17 protein-coding genes are annotated in these 14,957 nt (G+C 66.2%); 3 read left to right on the top strand and 14 right to left on the bottom strand.

Going from position 1 to position 14,957, the window contains the following annotated elements:
• Positions 1-16 precede the first annotated feature (16 nt).
• Complete coding sequence (coxB, locus tag IV098_RS02800) at positions 17-1,138, bottom strand: cytochrome c oxidase subunit II (protein WP_296886326.1); 1,122 nt, start codon at positions 1,136-1,138, stop codon at positions 17-19.
• A gap of 16 nt (positions 1,139-1,154) precedes the next feature.
• Between coxB and IV098_RS02795 the strand changes: the two genes are divergently transcribed.
• Positions 1,155-1,367: a hypothetical protein gene (locus tag IV098_RS02795; RefSeq protein ID WP_296886224.1), complete on the top strand. Its 213-nt coding sequence runs from the start codon at positions 1,155-1,157 to the stop codon at positions 1,365-1,367.
• Positions 1,368-1,408: 41 nt separating this feature from the next.
• On the opposite strand, the gene bioD is transcribed toward IV098_RS02795, so the two are convergent.
• From bioD to IV098_RS02765, 6 genes are all read right to left on the bottom strand, one after another.
• Positions 1,409-2,083, bottom strand: coding sequence for a dethiobiotin synthase (gene bioD, locus IV098_RS02790; protein ID WP_296886222.1), 675 nt, complete (start codon positions 2,081-2,083; stop codon positions 1,409-1,411).
• Complete coding sequence (gene bioC, locus IV098_RS02785; protein WP_296886220.1) at positions 2,080-3,045, bottom strand: malonyl-ACP O-methyltransferase BioC; 966 nt, start codon at positions 3,043-3,045, stop codon at positions 2,080-2,082. The genes bioD and bioC overlap by 4 nt, the downstream gene beginning before the upstream one ends.
• Positions 3,038-3,787 carry a pimeloyl-ACP methyl ester esterase BioH gene (gene bioH, locus IV098_RS02780; protein WP_296886218.1) on the bottom strand — a complete coding sequence of 250 codons (750 nt, stop codon included), beginning with the start codon at positions 3,785-3,787 and terminating at the stop codon, positions 3,038-3,040. The genes bioC and bioH overlap by 8 nt, the downstream gene beginning before the upstream one ends.
• Positions 3,774-4,934, bottom strand: coding sequence for an 8-amino-7-oxononanoate synthase (bioF, locus tag IV098_RS02775; RefSeq protein ID WP_296886216.1), 1,161 nt, complete (start codon positions 4,932-4,934; stop codon positions 3,774-3,776). Before bioF ends, bioH begins: the two co-directional genes overlap by 14 nt.
• Before the next feature lie 13 nt (positions 4,935-4,947).
• Positions 4,948-5,901, bottom strand: coding sequence for a biotin synthase BioB (gene bioB / locus IV098_RS02770; RefSeq protein WP_296886214.1), 954 nt, complete (start codon positions 5,899-5,901; stop codon positions 4,948-4,950).
• 106 nt (positions 5,902-6,007) lie between these two features.
• Positions 6,008-6,460: a hypothetical protein gene (locus IV098_RS02765; protein WP_296886212.1), complete on the bottom strand. Its 453-nt coding sequence runs from the start codon at positions 6,458-6,460 to the stop codon at positions 6,008-6,010.
• Positions 6,461-6,514: 54 nt separating this feature from the next.
• On the opposite strand from IV098_RS02765, the gene IV098_RS02760 reads away from it, so the two are divergent.
• Both IV098_RS02760 and IV098_RS02755 read left to right on the top strand, forming a co-directional pair.
• Positions 6,515-7,207, top strand: a complete 693-nt coding sequence (locus IV098_RS02760) for a ComF family protein (protein WP_296886210.1) — start codon at positions 6,515-6,517, stop codon at positions 7,205-7,207.
• A 217-nt stretch (positions 7,208-7,424) separates the two neighbouring features.
• Positions 7,425-7,595: a hypothetical protein gene (locus IV098_RS02755; protein ID WP_296886207.1), complete on the top strand. Its 171-nt coding sequence runs from the start codon at positions 7,425-7,427 to the stop codon at positions 7,593-7,595.
• Positions 7,596-7,745: 150 nt separating this feature from the next.
• Here IV098_RS02755 and IV098_RS02750 read toward each other — a convergent pair whose 3' ends face one another.
• The 7 genes from IV098_RS02750 to IV098_RS02720 are packed head-to-tail and all read right to left on the bottom strand — an operon-like array spanning position 7,746 to position 14,951.
• The gene (locus IV098_RS02750) at positions 7,746-8,465 is read right to left on the bottom strand and encodes a methyltransferase domain-containing protein (protein WP_296886206.1); all 720 of its coding nucleotides are present in this window, start codon (positions 8,463-8,465) and stop codon (positions 7,746-7,748) included.
• On the bottom strand, positions 8,462-9,340 hold the full coding sequence (locus tag IV098_RS02745; RefSeq protein ID WP_296886204.1) for a polysaccharide deacetylase family protein: 879 nt from the start codon (positions 9,338-9,340) through the stop codon (positions 8,462-8,464). The genes IV098_RS02750 and IV098_RS02745 overlap by 4 nt, the downstream gene beginning before the upstream one ends.
• Positions 9,337-11,766, bottom strand: coding sequence for an MMPL family transporter (locus tag IV098_RS02740; protein WP_296886202.1), 2,430 nt, complete (start codon positions 11,764-11,766; stop codon positions 9,337-9,339). Before IV098_RS02740 ends, IV098_RS02745 begins: the two co-directional genes overlap by 4 nt.
• Positions 11,763-12,341: a LolA-related protein gene (locus IV098_RS02735; protein ID WP_296886200.1), complete on the bottom strand. Its 579-nt coding sequence runs from the start codon at positions 12,339-12,341 to the stop codon at positions 11,763-11,765. The genes IV098_RS02740 and IV098_RS02735 overlap by 4 nt, the downstream gene beginning before the upstream one ends.
• Positions 12,338-13,276, bottom strand: coding sequence for an acyl-CoA synthetase (locus tag IV098_RS02730; RefSeq protein ID WP_296886198.1), 939 nt, complete (start codon positions 13,274-13,276; stop codon positions 12,338-12,340). Before IV098_RS02730 ends, IV098_RS02735 begins: the two co-directional genes overlap by 4 nt.
• Positions 13,273-13,593: a hypothetical protein gene (locus tag IV098_RS02725; protein ID WP_296886196.1), complete on the bottom strand. Its 321-nt coding sequence runs from the start codon at positions 13,591-13,593 to the stop codon at positions 13,273-13,275. The genes IV098_RS02730 and IV098_RS02725 overlap by 4 nt, the downstream gene beginning before the upstream one ends.
• Positions 13,590-14,951, bottom strand: coding sequence for an AMP-binding protein (locus IV098_RS02720; protein ID WP_296886194.1), 1,362 nt, complete (start codon positions 14,949-14,951; stop codon positions 13,590-13,592). Before IV098_RS02720 ends, IV098_RS02725 begins: the two co-directional genes overlap by 4 nt.
• Between the last annotated feature and the right edge of the window lie 6 nt (positions 14,952-14,957).

Below are 14,957 nucleotides of genomic sequence, written 5' to 3'. Positions count from 1 at the left end.
GTTCTCCTCTCGGTGTTTATTGCGCAGCGGGGGCAGCCGCTTCAGCGCCCCCGCGGGCTGCGGCGATCTGGGCGGGTTGTACCGCGTCGCCGGTCTTGTTGTCCCAGGCATTGCGCTGGTAAGTCACGACTGCGGCGATGTCCGCGTCAGATAGCTGTCCGCCGAACGCCGCCATCGCGGTACCAGGACGGCCGTTCAACACGGTGCTGATGTGTGCATCGACCGGACCGGTTGCCACTTTCGAACCATTGATCGGAAGAAACACACCGGGCAGCCCCATGCCGTTTGCCTGGTGACAGGCGGCGCAGTTGCCGGCATAGACTTTCTCGCCGCGCGCCATCAATTCGGCCTGATCGAAGGTTTTGTCATTGTCGGCGGCCGCGCTGCTCGCAGCGCCTTTCTTTTTCTCCACCCATGCCTGGTAATCTGCTTCCGATACCACCTCGACCACAATCGGCATGAAGCCGTGATCCTTGCCGCACAGCTCGACGCACTGGCCGCGGTACGTGCCGATCTTGTCGGCCTTGAACCAGCTGTCACGGATAAAACCGGGAATGGCATCCTGTTTGGCGCCGAGCGCGGGCACCCACCAGGAATGGATCACGTCGTTGGCGGTAATCAGCAGGCGCACCCGCTTGCCCACCGGCACCACCATGGGTTCATCGACTTCCAGCAGATAGTTCTCGCCCTTGGCGGCCGTGCCTTCGATCTGGTCGCGCGGCGTCGAAAGCGTGCTGTAAAAGCTGACGCCGTCGTTGAGATAGGTGTAACCCCACTTCCATTGATAACCGGTGATCTTGATCGAGATGTCGGGGTTGCTGGTGTCCTTCATGTCGATCACCACTTTGGCCGCCGGGTAGGCCATGCCCATCAGGATCACGAACGGGATCACCGTCCAGATCACCTCGACCGTCGTGTTCTCGTGGAAGTGGGCCGCCTTGTGGCCGACCGATTTGCGGTGTTTCAACAGCGAATAGAACATCGCGCCGAACACCACGATGAAAATGCCCAGACATACCAGCATGATCAGGTTGTGCAGATCGAATACGTCCTGCGCCACTTTGCTTGCCGGTATCTGCAGGTTGTAAGCGTATTCCGCCCACACCGGCTGGCTCACTGCCCACGCCGTCCCCGCCATCACTGCCCGTTGCCTGATGCTCATCGCGCTCCCCGTCCTCTCATCGCTGTTATGGGTCGATGTCGCGGCGCGTGTTATCGGTATGCCGCAACATGTGCCGCGCTACCTGACTTCACTCGCGCTCAGACTCAAGGTGAAATCAAGGCCGGAAACCAGCAAACCGGGTGCGGCAATCTGCCACGGACAGTACACGATGCACCGCCTTCAAACAACCGAGGAGCACGTTTAACTTATTGATTTAATTATTAAATATCGTTATTCAAGACTATTCTAAGATACTAACTTAGGTGGCAGCTGTAGCCAGTCGGGTGCGTCGGCGTGCTGCGTCGGCACGGGAGAAAATTCCTGCACACCCAGACAGGGCGCGGGCAAACGCGTCTGCAAGGCTTCCAGGTTGGCAGCCCGAACAGCCATCTCCGGGTCGATTGCGTTGCCCACCCAGCCTGCCCATGGCAGGCCCCGCCGGTCGATCGATTCGGCCGTGAGCAGCGCATGGTTGAGGCAACCCAGCCGTAATCCGACCACCAGCACGACCGGCAAACCGAGCGCTTGCGCCAGATCGGCCATGTCTTCGTGCGCGTTCAAGGGCACGCGCCAGCCGCCCGCCCCCTCCACCACCACTACATCGGCCGCCGCTGCGAGTCGTGCATAGGCGGCCACAATGACGGGCAACTCGATCCGGATGCCGGCCTGCTGCGCGGCGAGGTGCGGCGCAATCGGCGACGCGAAGGAATAGGGATTGACGTCGCGCAGATCGGCGGACACGTTGGCCGCCTGCAGCAGCGCACTGACATCGTCGTTCAGTTCGCCCAGCTCGCTGCCCGCCGCCACCGGCTTCATCGCCGCCACCCGCAAGCCCTGCGCGCGCAGCGCATGAATCAACGCCACCGCCACCCGGGTTTTGCCGACACCGGTATCGGTGCCCGTCACGAACAGGCCGCTCATGCCAGTCCAGCCTCGCGGCGACGCTGGTTGATGTTGAACTGGATCACCTGCCTGCCGTCCTCGCGCCGGGTTTTATCGCCGACCCAGGCATGACCGTAGATCACCTCGTAGGTGGCAGGCAGGCGTCCCGCCTGACGCAACGCGTCGTAGGCCTGCTCCAGCTTTGCCCACGCCGCCTTGCCGAGCAGGCCGCGCTTGCGCGATGCGGCCGCGTTATGCGCACCGATGCCCTTGAGGTCGCGCATCAGGGATTTGAGGTCGGCGTAGGTCAGCGTCAGCATCTCCATTTCCATGACCGGGCTGGCAAAGCCCGCGTGCACCAGCATGTCGCCGATGTCGTGCAGATCGACGAAGCGGTTGACGTGCGGCGCATCGTCGACCGCCGCAAACGCCGTGCGTAACTCCTTCAGGGTATCCGGGCCGAAGGTGGCGAAAATCAGCAGGCCGCCAGGCGCCAGCACGCGGTGAAAGTCCTTCAGTGTTGCTTCGAGATCGCCTGCCCACTGCAGGGCCAAACTCGACCAGAGCAGGTTGACGCTACTGACCGCCAGCGGCAGCCGCTCCATATCGGCACAGAGCATGTGCGTCGGCGGTGTGCGCCGGACCGTGAGCAGATCGCGTGCGCGTTGCGCCCAGCCTGCCTGTGGCAGTTTCGCCTGCGCGGCTTTCAGCATGGCCGGGGCGAGGTCGAGCGCGCAGAGTTCGGCCGTGGCATAGCGTTCGCGCAAGTGCGCCAGCCCGTAGCCGGTGCCGCAGCCGACATCGAGCACCCGTTCGGGCTGCAGCGTCATGAAATCGAGCCGCTCCAGCAGGCGGTCGCACACCTCGCGCTGCAATACTGCATACGCGTCGTAACAGGCGGCGGCGTGGTCGAACGCGCGCCTGACTTCACGTGAATCGAGTTCACGCGGACCGAGTTCACGGTGGCCGAGCTCGCGGGAGTCGAGTTCGCGTTCAGCCATGTGCTGCAAATTCCCGGATTGCCGCAGCCACTTCAGCGCTGTGCGACAGCTGCGGCGCGTGGGCCGCGCGCGACAGAATCCGCCGCTGCGCATTCGGCACGTGCGCGGCCAGCCAGTCACCCGCTGCAGGCGGCGTCAGCGTGTCGAGCGCGCCATGCAGCACCAGCGTGGGCTGGGTCAGATGCGGCACGCTGGCGCGCAGATCGGTGTCGCGCAGGATATCCAGCCCGCTTGCCAGCGCCCCGGCGTCCGCCGATGGCACCGCAGCGAAGGTCTGGCGCAATCGCTGCAGCACGGGTTTCTGCTCCGCCATGCCGCGCGTCTGCAGGCTGAGAAAGCGCATCAGGGTGGCGTCCGGATCGGCGATCAGGCTGCGGCCGAAAGCCTCCAGATCGTCCAGCGCCATGCCGGCCGGCCACTCCGCTGTCGCCACGAACGCAGGGGTGGAGGACAGCAGCACCAGCCGCGCGATGGCGTGCGGATGATCGAGCGCCGCGCGCATCGCCACCTGCCCGCCGAGCGACCAGCCGAGCAGCGTGCTTTGCGGCGGCAGCTGCTGCGCCAGATCATCCGCCCAGCTTTGCAGCGTGTTGTGCGGCAGCGCAGCGCGTCCGCCATGTCCAGGCAAGCTGAGGGCGTGCAGCTCGAAGTCGTCTGCCAGCCATTCCGTCAGCGTGTCGAACACACGCGCATTCATGCCCCAGCCATGCAGCATCGCGAGATGCGGTTTAGCCAAGCGCATGCAGCGCCTCGATCAGCTGGGCGACGTCGTCCGCGCTGTGCGCCGCGGACAGGGTGATGCGCAGCCGCGCGGTATTCGCCGGCACGGTCGGCGTGCGGATCGCTGGCACCAGCAAGCCATGCTGCAACAGCGCCTGCGACGCACGCACCGCGTCGGCATTGGCGCCGATCACCAGCGGCTGGATCGGCGTGTCCGACGGCATTAGCGCACCCAGCTTCAGGTCGACAAGACCTTCGCGCAACTGCGCGATGTGGCTGCGCAGCCGCGCGCGCCGGGCCTCGCCCGCCTCGATCTGGCGCAGGCTTTCCAGCAGGCAGGCGGCCAAAAGCGGCGGCGAGGCGGTGGTGTAGATGTACGGGCGCGCTTTCTGGACCAGCCAATCAATCACGCTGACGTGCGCCGCGACCGCCGCCCCGGAAACGCCGGCAGCCTTGCCGAGCGTGGCGAGATAGATCACCCGATCGCTGGCGCGCGCGCGCGCGGTCAGACCGCCGCGGCCGTCGCCCAGCACGCCAAACCCGTGCGCGTCGTCGAGATACAGCCAAGCGTCGTAACGCTCTGCCAGATCGAGCAGCGCGTCGACCGGCGCGAGGTCGCCGTCCATGCTGAACACCAGGTCGGAAGCGATGACTTTGTCCAGCGCCGTGCTGGCCGCCAGCTGGCCCTCCAGCTGCGACAGATCGCCGTGTCGATAGCGCGTGAAGCTCGCGCCCGACAGCTGCGCGGCATCGACCAGCGAGGCGTGGTTGAGCTTGTCGGCAAAGACTTCACCCTTCTTGGCGGCAAGCGCGGTCAGCACGCCGAGGTTGGCGAGGTAGCCGGTGGAAAACAGCAGCGCCGCCGGCTTGCCGACGAAGCGCGCGAAGGCGGCTTCGAAGTCGTCGTGAAAGCGGTGATGGCCGGTGATGAGGTGCGCCGCGCCGGCACCGACGCCGCATATATCGAGCGCGGCGTGCGCGGCGGCGACCAGCGCCGGATCGGCGGCAAGCCCGAGATAGTCGTTGCTGCAGAAGGAGACGACGCGCTGGCCGTCGATCGTGACGTGAGCGCCCTGCGCGCCGTCGAGCAGGCGGCGCCGGCGTTCAAGATGATCGGCCTGCAGCGCCGCCAGCCCATCCTGCAGGCGGGTCAGCGCAGCGCTACTCACAACCCAACCCAGCTCACAACGCCGTCAGGCCCAGGCTGTCGAACAGGCGCTGATCGCGTTCCCACTCGGGGTTGCCGGTGGTCAGCAGCTTTTCGCCATAGAAGATCGAGTTGGCGCCGGCAAGGAAACACAGCGCCTGCACCGCGTCGCTCATCTGCTGACGGCCGGCCGACAAGCGCACGAAACTCTTCGGCATGCAGATGCGCGCAACCGCGATGGTGCGCACGAATTCCAGCGGATCGAGCGCCTCGGTGTGAGCCAGCGGCGTCCCCTCGACCTGCACCAGCAGATTGATCGGCACCGACTCGGGCTGCGGGTCGAGGCTCGCCAACTGGGCGATCAGGCCGGCGCGCTGGGTCAGCGATTCGCCCATGCCGACGATGCCGCCGCAGCACACGTGCAGGTCGGCCTGGCGCACGCGTTCCAGCGTGTCGAGACGATCCTGGTACTGGCGCGTGGTGATGATGTCGCCGTAGAACTCGGGCGCGGTGTCGAGGTTGTGGTTGTAGTAGTCGAGCCCGGCTTCCTTCAGCTGCTCGGCCTGGCCGTCTTTCAACATGCCCAGCGTGGCGCAGGTTTCCAGCCCCAGCGCGCGCACCGAGCGCACCATTTCCAATACCGGTTCGAGTTCGCGCTGCTTGGGGCCACGCCATGCCGCGCCCATGCAGAAACGCGAGGCGCCGGCCGCCTTGGCGGCGCGGGCTGCAGTCAACACATCTTCCAGATCCAGCAAGCCCTGGGTTTCGACGCCGGCGTCGTAGCGCACCGACTGCGGGCAATAGCCGCAATCCTCGGAACAGCCGCCGGTCTTGATCGACAGCAGCGTCGAGAGCTGCACCCGGTTGGGGTCGAAATGCGCGCGGTGAACGGTTTGCGCCTGATACATCAGGTCGGCAAACGGCAAGACAAACAGGGCCTCGATATCGGCCACCGAGCGGCGTGCAACGGGTTGAGTCATGTCATTCATTGAGTGTCGCCTTGTAAAGTCATCATTGTGATGCGAGCGCCGTACGGCGACTGGCCTTGTTCTTCGCGGGCGAGTGCACCCGCTGCGAGGGAGCCCGGCTTGCTGCTCATAGCTCCACCTCGATGGTCATATCCGCCCACGGTTCGCGCGCGGCCTTGTAAATATCGAACAGCGCCCACGGCACGATGATCGCCACTGCCAGTCCCAGCACCAGCATCAAGCCCTGCCAGCCCCCCATCAGGCCATACAGGGCCGGCCCGACCACCACCAGACTGCCCATCACGCCGTAAAACCGGTAGCCTGCCCACTTGTTGTAATGCGTGGTCAGCGTGTTGGGGTGATGGGCAATGCTGGCGTAGACGAAAATCGACGCGCCCAGCCACAGCATCACCGGCGGCAGCGACAGCACAAACGGCAGGAATCCGATCTTGTGCCCGGCCATGAGCTTGCCCAGCAGCAGCGCGGTCAGCGAAACCAGCATCACCACGACGGTGATGACGTTGAACAGCTGCGAGGCGAAACGGGAGGACGAGGCAGAGATGACGCGTTTGGCTTTCATGGGCAGGATTGTCGAGGCACGCTCCCAGACTGTCAAATTCGGCGCACCACTATTTTGAACATCAGATCATTTTTTAATCGCACGTTCGGCCAGCATTGCCTGCTGTGCGGTACCCATTCAGATGCGCAATCCGTTTGCCGCGCCTGCCACGCCGAGCTGCCCTGGCACCGTCAGCCCCAGTGCCCACAATGCGCACTCCCCACCCCGGCGGGTGAAGTCTGCGGCGCCTGCCTCAGACACCCGCCCGCTTTCGACCGCACCCAGGCCGCGCTGGCGTATGCCTTTCCGCTCGATCGCCTGATCCCGCGCCTGAAATATCACGGCCAGCTCAGTATCGTGCCCGCGCTGGCCAGTCACCTCAGCGAAGCGGTCGCGGCCCAATCGCGCCCCGATTGGCTGATCCCGATGCCGCTGCATCCCACCCGCATCCGCGAACGCGGCTTCAACCACGCCACCGAAATCGCCCGCGTCGTCGCCAGGCAACTCGACTTGCCGCTCGGCGCCACCCACTGTCAGCGCATCCGTGACACTCCGCCGCAAATGGGCCTGAAGCACGATGCACGGCGGCGCAACGTGCGCGGAGCATTCGCCTGCGAGGGCGACGTGGCGGGCTCGCACATCGCCCTGATCGACGACGTCATGACCACCGGCACCAGCCTCGACGAACTGGCTGCGACCTTGAAGCGCGCGGGCGCGCGGGAAGTGAGCTGCTGGGTGGTGGCGCGGACGCTGCCACCGGGAGATTGAGTCAATCTGCCGGCGCGTTGCGAAGCTGGCCATGGGTCAGTTTTCTTGCGCGCGTCTGGCGCGATGCCCGCTGAAACATATTGTCACAAGCTGAAACCAGCACGACACGCCGCTGAAACGCCCCTTGCTTACGATGTCCTCCATCAGCAGACGCGAACGTTCAACACGCGATCGCAGCACGCTGAATGACATGTTCAACTTTTATGGGAATACCGTTATGAAAAACATTCTTCAGGTTGCAGTGCTCACCTCTTTCCTCGCATCGTTCTCGGCTTTCGCCCATCACCCCGCCGAAGATATCGTCGATGAAGACATCTATGAAATGATCGATGAGAATGTGGCCGACACGCCGCACGCCGATCTGGATTTCACCAGCATGGGGCTGTAATCGCACAACGGATTGATCCGGGCAAATGCGCCCGTTCATTCCCGTGAACGAACAAGGCCGGCTTGCTGACGGAGATTTCCGCCAGCAAGCCGGCCTTCATTTTGGTCTTCGCCTGCCACACGCCGCATTCAAATCCGGTCGCGTACGACATCAACCCAGGCGGGCGACCAGCATCACGTTCGCAAACGGCAAATCGCCGTTCATCGGTGCGGTTTCGACGCTGAATCCCAGGGCTTCCAGCGACTGGATCCAGTCGGTCAGCGGGCGGCAATGCAGCGGCGGCAGGCGGTTGCCGCGAAAGAAAGCGACCGTGCGATCGACCCAGTTGCTGAGCTGGAATCCCCAGCCGGCACGAGCATCGCCGACGCGCGTCAGCAACAGTCCGCCGGGCGGCAGGGCGTCGCGCACGCGGCGCAGCACGTCTTCCTGCGCCGGGCGGTCGACGTAATGCAGCACGTCCATGATGACCACCACGTCGGCCTGTTCGAAATCCACATCGCGCATATCGCCCAGTTCGAAACGGGCGGGCGCGCCCAGCGCCTCGCGGGCGCGCCGGATGTCGCTCGCCAGCATGTCGATGCCGCGGATGTCGGCCACCTGTGCGGGCGCCGGCCAGCCTGCCGGCCATTCGCCCGCGTCGTACAACTGGCGGGCGGCAAGCAGCCAGGCCGCGAGCAGGCCTTGGCCGCAGCCGAGATCGAGAATGCGGCTGCGGTCCGGGATCAGACCGCGTTGCAGCAGGGCGAGAAACATCGGGTCGCCGCCGAGCTTGCCGCGCGCGAAGTGGTAGGCGAATTTTCCCGCCGCGCGATAAGGCGCGCTGGCGCGGTCGAGCAGGCGTTGACGCAGGGTTTCGGGAGAGAGGGTCATGGTGCGGACATTTCAAGAGCGGAACGCAGGGTAATCGGGGTCAAGCCCGCAGTGGCGGCGGCTTCAAGCACGCGCGGCAGCACCGCAAGAATCACCGGCTGGCCATCCGCGGTGCGCGCGGCATGGCCATCGTGCAGCAGCAGGATGTCGCCGGCGGCGAGACCGCGGATCAGACGCCGGGTCACTACGTCGGCATCGCCGCACCGGGTATCGAACCCGCGCCGGGTCCAGCAGGCCAGATGCAGGCCGTTGCGCGCCAGGATCGGTTCGAGGAACGGGCTGCGCAGCCCGGCCGTTGGGCGGAAGAACAGCGGCCGCTGGCCGGTGAGTTCAGCCAGGGATTGCGCGCCCGCTTCGATCTCGCGCGCCATGCGGCGCGGGCTGAGCGCGGCAAAATGAAAGTAGTGATGCTGGCTGTGATTTTCCACCGCGTGGCCGCGACGGCCGATTTCACGGCACAGCTCGGGATGACGCTGCGCTGCGTGGCCGATGCAGAAAAAAGTCGCCCGCGCGTCGAACTGGTCGAGCAGGTCGAGCACCTGCGGCGTCACCAGCGGGTCGGGACCGTCGTCGATGGTGATCGCGATATGACCCGGCGCAGCCGCTGCCGGAAGACGCACCCAGTTGGGGCCCAGACTGCGGCTGCGCGGCCACAGACCGACGGCCGTGAGCACGATGTGATTGGCGATCAAGGTCGCCAGCACCCAGCGCCAGTGCGCGGGCTGCAGAAATATCCAGACGAGCGCGGCGGCATGCAGCGCAAACGTCGCCCACAGCAACGGGGTGGGACGCCAGCGGCGCGCTGCGCCGGGTTGGGATGGGCGCGGCGCGCCGGGTTGGGATGGGCGCGGCGCGCCGTGCGCTTGGGCGCTCATGTGGCGCGCGCCAAGATGGCGGAAAAAACCAGCGCCAGGATGGCGCCCGGCCCGACCGTGGCGCCGATGGCGCTCAGCACCGGCACGCTGGAAAAAGCCAGGATGCCGAAGCCCGCCACCGTGGTGGTGGTGGCCAGCAGCAGCGAGGCCAGCGTGCGCGGGGCGATGCCGCCGTTGACGCTGCCCTGGTCGAAGTGGCCCTGATCGAAGCTGCCCTGATCGAAGCTGCCTTGATCGAAGCTGCCCTGATCGAAAAATAGCGCGTAATTGGAGCCCACCGCCACCACCAGCAGCATGCCCACCAGGTGCAGGATGGTGAGTTGCTGTCCGGCCAGCACCAGGCCGGCGATGACGACGGCGACCGCAACCGCCAGCGGCGCGACGATGCGGAACACCCGGCGCAGGGAACGCGTGGCCAGCAACAGCAACAGCAAAATCGCTCCCAGCCCCGCCAGCGACAGCAGGATGGCTTCCTGCAGATATCCCGCATACAGGCGGTCGGTCTCGCCCTTGATGTCGACGAAAACCAGCTTCGATCCGGCTGCAGGCGGCTTGCCTGCGGTCAGCGCCGCGCGCACCTGCGCCGCGTCGATCAGGTGCTGGTTCGCCGCGCTTGCGCGCAAGGGCAGCAGCGCGGTCCAGCGCCCGCCTGATTCCATCATCAGGGCATCCACGCCTTCGGCGAGGCTGCTGCCCGCCAGATCCTGCCGGGTCAACGGCGGCTGGCTGCGCGCGTGCGCCACCTCGGCAAAAAATGGTTCGAAGCGATCCGCACGCAGCGGCAGGCCGGCGGTGGCGGCGGCAAAACGCTGGCGCAATTCGGCGTCGGCCGGCAGGCTGGCCAGTCGCTGGCGCTGGCTGGCCTGGCTTGGCAAATAGCGCGCCGGGCTCTCGAAGCCGTCGATCCCGCCTGCCGCCTGCAACTTCTCCAGCGCCTCTGCCGCGCGCTCGCTGGCGACCAGCGCGGCCTCTTCGCTGGGCGCCGTCACCACCACCAGATAGCGCACATCCGGCGCGCCGAGGTCGGCACGCATGTTCATGTCGAGCTGCTGATCGGCGAGCGGCACCGGACTCAGGGCCGCCAGTTCACGGTTCCACAGGCTGTCGTGCTTGACCGCCAGCAGCGCGCAGGCCGCGGCGAACAACAGCCACACCCCGCCGCGCAAGCCCCCTGCCCGCGCCACCCAGGCTTGCAGGCGGCGGCCCGGTTCGCTGACGTCGCGCACGCGCAGCTTCGCCGGCAACAGATGCGGCAGTACGAAGCGGGTGACCAGCGCGGCCGTGAGCAAACCCGATATGGCATACAGGCCCAGCTGCGCGAGGCCGGGAAAACCCGAGAACAGCAGCGAGGCAAAGCCGAACACCGAGGTCAGCACGCCGATGCGGATCGTCGGCCAATAGGTGGCGATCCAGTGACGCCGGGGATCGCCCGCAGCGGCGTCCGCCTGCTCCGACTGCATGAACAGGTAGATCGAATAATCCACGGCCTCGCCGATCAGCGCGGTGCCGAAGCCGAGGGTGATGCCGTGCACCACGCCAAAGCCGAGACTGACCGCCGCCACCCCGGCCAGCGCGCCCGACAGCACCGGCAACAGCCCGAGCATCAGGGCGGTGGGCGAGCGATACACCAGCAGCAACAGGCCGACGATGATCGCCATGCCGATGCCGGACAGGCGGGTCACGTCGTCCTTGATGGTGGCGCGCGCATTGACCGAAAACGGTCCGGGACCGGTCAACGCCAGCCGCGTGCCGGGCGCCTCCACCGCCTGGAACGCGCTGCGGATCGCGGCCACGGCCGTCGCCTGGCCGTCGATGTCCGCACCTTCGGCACGGGTGCGCGCCAGCAGCAGCGCACGCTGGCCGTCGCGCGCCACCCACACGCCGTCGTCCGACTGCGGCTGCGCGCTGTTGCCCATGGCCTCCAACAGCTGCATGAATTCGCCGGTCGGGTCGCGCGGCAGCAGGGCCTTGCTGAACAGACCGGCAGAACTCGCCAGCAGGTCGAGGCTGTCGTTGATTCCAGCACGCAAGCCCTCCACGGAAAAGCGCTCGGGATTCACCGCCGGGCTCAGCAGATAGCGCTTGTCCAGCAGGATCTGGCGGTCGCGCTCCATGCCCTGCATTTCGCCATTGGCGATGTGCAGGAACTGCGCGTCGGTGCGCAGGCGCGCGGCCAGTTCGCGCGAGGTGCGCAGGCGGGCCGCCGGGTCGCCGCCTTCGATGCCGATCAGGATCAGGCGCGAGGCGACCCCGGATTTCAGTTGATCGACCAGCAACTGCTGTTCCTGCGTGGGGCTGCGCGGCAGAAAAGCCGACAGGTCGGCAGTGAAGCTGGCGCGACTCACCAGCCAGACGCAGGCCAGCAGAAACAGCAGCCACACGGCAACGGCAATACCGCTGCCGGACGACAGGCTGCGGCGCGTCATGGCATCGCCTCGATGGTCATGATGGAATAGTCGCCGCCGGCCTGCTGGATTTCCACCGTCCGCACCTCGGCCTGCGCGCCGTCCATGCGGATGCGCGTCACCATGCGCGCCACCCTGGGGTCGAGCGGCTCCAGCACCAGCGTCCAGCGCGCAGTCGTGCCTTGCAGGCTCAAGCGGTATACCTTTTCCAGCGCTCGGCGGTCACCCGCCAGGGTGGCGCGGATGCTTTCGATCATGCCGGCGATCTCGGGATAGTCCTTGAGCTGCAGCACCTGCTTGCGCTTGCCGCGTTCGAGCGTCAGCACCGCGCCATCGAGCACCAGCGATTCGGCGGTCGGCTTGAGGGTGTTTTTTTCCAGCCGTGCCGGCGCGACAAAGCGCAGCGTGCCCGACGATTCGACCGGCTGCTCCAGAAAGGAAATGTATTTTTTCTCGGTGAACGTCGCCGTGCCGTGCGGTGATGCGGCGAGGGCCTCCATCAGCTGGCCGAGACCAAGCGGCGCAGCCGCGGCCGGCGCAGCCAGACCGATGGCAAGCAGCAGCGCGCCCAGACAACGCAGTCCAAACAGGCTCATGGCGCTTTGCTCCCGGCGTCGCCCGGCGTACGCCAGAAATCGAAAAAATTGAACCAGTTGTACGGCGCGGCGCGGCAATGCCGCTCCAGACAGGCCGCATAGTCGCTCACGGCCTGCCGGATGGCGGCATCGCGCCCGGCACGCTCGACCTGACTGAAATCGGCCAGTTTTTCAAAATGGATGGCGTAGCGATTGCCGCCCAGATACAGCCCGGTCATGAACACCACCGGCCGCTTGAGCATCGCCGCCAGCCGCATCGAGCTGAGCGGGAATGCCGCAGGCTGACCCAGAAACGGCAGCGTCTGCGTGGGGCCCGTATCCAGCGCGCGATCCGCCAGCACGCCGAGCACCACGCCTTCATCCAGACGCGCCTGCACCTGCAACATGGAATCGAGCTGCCCCAGCGGAATGATGTCCTGCACCGCCGCCGGGCAGATGGCGGCGAGCGCGGCGTTGATCTGACGGGCGTTTTCCTCGTACATCACCATCGCCACCCGCAAACCGGGCTGTTGCCGCCCAACCGCGCGCACCAGCTCAAAACTGCCCATGTGCGCCCCCATCAGAAACAGGCCCTGTCCGCTGGCGTAGGCTGCATCGAACACCTCCCGCCCGTGAACCTCAATCTCAAACAAGTCATAGCGGCCATTGAGCAGATACACCCGGTCGTGGATGCAGGTGGCGAAGCTGTGGAAATGGCGAAACTGTTCGGACAGACGCGGCGCCCGCCCAAGCGCGCGTTGCAGGTAGCCGCGCGAAGCCGCTCGGGCGCGAGGCGAAAACAGCAGGAAATACAGGCTGATCCCCACCAGCACGCCGCGCGACAGCGAACGCCCCAGGGTCAGCGAAATCCAGCTCATCACGCGCAACATCAGCATGTTGCTGCGTTCCGGGCGCTTGAGCCATTCGGCCCGATGCTCGACCCCGGAGGGACTCATGCGCTCGCCCCGTCTGCTGCAGCAAATGCCACGATGCCGCTGGCGACCACACGCTCTACCGCCTTCAGTTCGAAGCGGAATACGCCAGCCGATGTCGACGCATAGTCGAGGTACAGGCTTTCGCCGGGTTGAACCGGGCTGAGAAATTTCGCCGATTTGATTTGAGCCGGCGCGGCCGCCCTTCCCTGCAACGCCGCCAGCGCAAGCAGTGCCTCGTCCAGCAGCACCACGCCGGGCAGAATCGGCTGGCCGGGAAAATGCCCGGCATACGCCGGATGATCGGCGGCGATCGTCAACGCCAGACGCTGCACCGTCATACCCGTAGCCCGAGGGCAGCTTTCGCCTGCAGGCTGGCCAGCAAGCCCTGCGCCAGCTGAGTGGGCAGCTTGCCGGTGGCGTTGCGCGGCAGCGCGTCGACAAACAGCAGCGGACGCGGCAGAAAAATCGGATCGATGCGTTCGCGCAACGCGTGCATCAGCGTGGCCGGCGTCAAGGTCGGCGCCACCACCAGCGCAGCCAGCCGGCGCACATTCTCCAGCGCACCGGCATCGTCCGGCGGCAGCATGAACACGCCGTCGTCCACCCCCGGAATCGCATTCAGCTGATAGTTCAGATAAGCCAGCGAAGTACGCTTGCCGGCGATGTTGACCAGATCGGCATGGCGGCCATGCAGCAGAAAATGGCCCGGACTTGCGTCCAGAGGCTCGATCACGTCGCTCAGCCGGGTCGGCGTGTCGATATGTCCGCCTTCGGCCCACACTGTCTCGCCGGCGTTCCACAGCCGCACCCCCGGAAAAGCCTGCCAGGCCACGCCCGCAGTGGTGCGGCGCGTCGCCAATTGGCCGGTTTCGGTGCAGCCGTAGATTTCCAGCAGCGGGCAGCCGAAGCGGCTTTCGGCCTCGCTCGCCAGTTGGGTCGACAGCGGCGCGGTGGCGGAAAGCAGCAGGTCGGCTGCTGGCAGTTCGGTTGACACCGCCAGCAGCGCGCGCAGGTGATAGGGCGACGTCACCAGCACGCGCGGCCGGGGCAATTGCGCCAGCGCCATGCCGATGTCGTCCGGGTAAAACGGGCTGCCGTCATGCAAGGCCGCACCGCACTGCAGCGGCAGCAGCACCGTGGTTTCCAGCCCGTACATGTGCTGCGGCGGCACCGTGCCCAGCAGCGCATGCGCCGGCGTGATGCCCAGCCGCGCACCCTCGGCCTGCACATTGCGCACCAGGCTGCCCCAGCGCTTGTCATGCGGCATCGGCTCGCCCGTTGAACCGGAGGTGAAAACCTGCGCGATGAGCTGGTCGCAATCGATCTGCGGAATGCGCGCGGCGCTGGGGGCAGGCGGCAGGTCGTTGGGGTAGCGAAACACCGGCAGATCGATGTCGCGTGCATCCTGATCGGCAATGCAGAACACATCCGGCGCACGGCGCTGCATCTGCCGCACCATTTCCGCCGTGTGATTGGGCGGCAACACGCTCACCCGGCCGCTGACGATGCAAGCCGCCAGTGCGACCGTGAAGCGATAGCGGTTACCGCACAGGTTGAGCACATGCCGCCCGGCCGGCAATTGCGCCGCGAGCGCGTCAACTTCATGCAGGAATTGACGGACGCTGACCGGCACCGCACCGCGCCACGCCACGGTGGCATCGAGACTGGAGTGGGCAAGCAGCGGCAGGGTCGGCATGGTCGG

It is taken from the genome of Thiobacillus sp. (genome assembly GCF_018780105.1).
Classification (GTDB): Bacteria; Pseudomonadota; Gammaproteobacteria; order Burkholderiales; family Thiobacillaceae; genus Thiobacillus.
Note: the sequence above shows the minus strand (reverse complement) of the source record. Positions and strands in the feature narration are given on the sequence as shown.

Coding starts and splice junctions, on each gene's coding strand:
- coxB (WP_296886326.1), bottom strand. CDS start 1,138: ATGGCGGGGACGGCGTGGGCAGTGAGCCAGCCGGTGTGGGCGGAATAC.
- IV098_RS02795 (WP_296886224.1), top strand. CDS start 1,155: ATGCTCATCGCGCTCCCCGTCCTCTCATCGCTGTTATGGGTCGATGTC.
- bioD (WP_296886222.1), bottom strand. CDS start 2,083: ATGAGCGGCCTGTTCGTGACGGGCACCGATACCGGTGTCGGCAAAACC.
- bioC (WP_296886220.1), bottom strand. CDS start 3,045: ATGGCTGAACGCGAACTCGACTCCCGCGAGCTCGGCCACCGTGAACTC.
- bioH (WP_296886218.1), bottom strand. CDS start 3,787: ATGCGCTTGGCTAAACCGCATCTCGCGATGCTGCATGGCTGGGGCATG.
- bioB (WP_296886214.1), bottom strand. CDS start 5,901: ATGAATGACATGACTCAACCCGTTGCACGCCGCTCGGTGGCCGATATC.
- IV098_RS02765 (WP_296886212.1), bottom strand. CDS start 6,460: ATGAAAGCCAAACGCGTCATCTCTGCCTCGTCCTCCCGTTTCGCCTCG.
- IV098_RS02755 (WP_296886207.1), top strand. CDS start 7,425: ATGAAAAACATTCTTCAGGTTGCAGTGCTCACCTCTTTCCTCGCATCG.
- IV098_RS02750 (WP_296886206.1), bottom strand. CDS start 8,465: ATGACCCTCTCTCCCGAAACCCTGCGTCAACGCCTGCTCGACCGCGCC.
- IV098_RS02745 (WP_296886204.1), bottom strand. CDS start 9,340: ATGAGCGCCCAAGCGCACGGCGCGCCGCGCCCATCCCAACCCGGCGCG.
- IV098_RS02740 (WP_296886202.1), bottom strand. CDS start 11,766: ATGACGCGCCGCAGCCTGTCGTCCGGCAGCGGTATTGCCGTTGCCGTG.
- IV098_RS02735 (WP_296886200.1), bottom strand. CDS start 12,341: ATGAGCCTGTTTGGACTGCGTTGTCTGGGCGCGCTGCTGCTTGCCATC.
- IV098_RS02730 (WP_296886198.1), bottom strand. CDS start 13,276: ATGAGTCCCTCCGGGGTCGAGCATCGGGCCGAATGGCTCAAGCGCCCG.
- IV098_RS02725 (WP_296886196.1), bottom strand. CDS start 13,593: ATGACGGTGCAGCGTCTGGCGTTGACGATCGCCGCCGATCATCCGGCG.
- IV098_RS02720 (WP_296886194.1), bottom strand. CDS start 14,951: ATGCCGACCCTGCCGCTGCTTGCCCACTCCAGTCTCGATGCCACCGTG.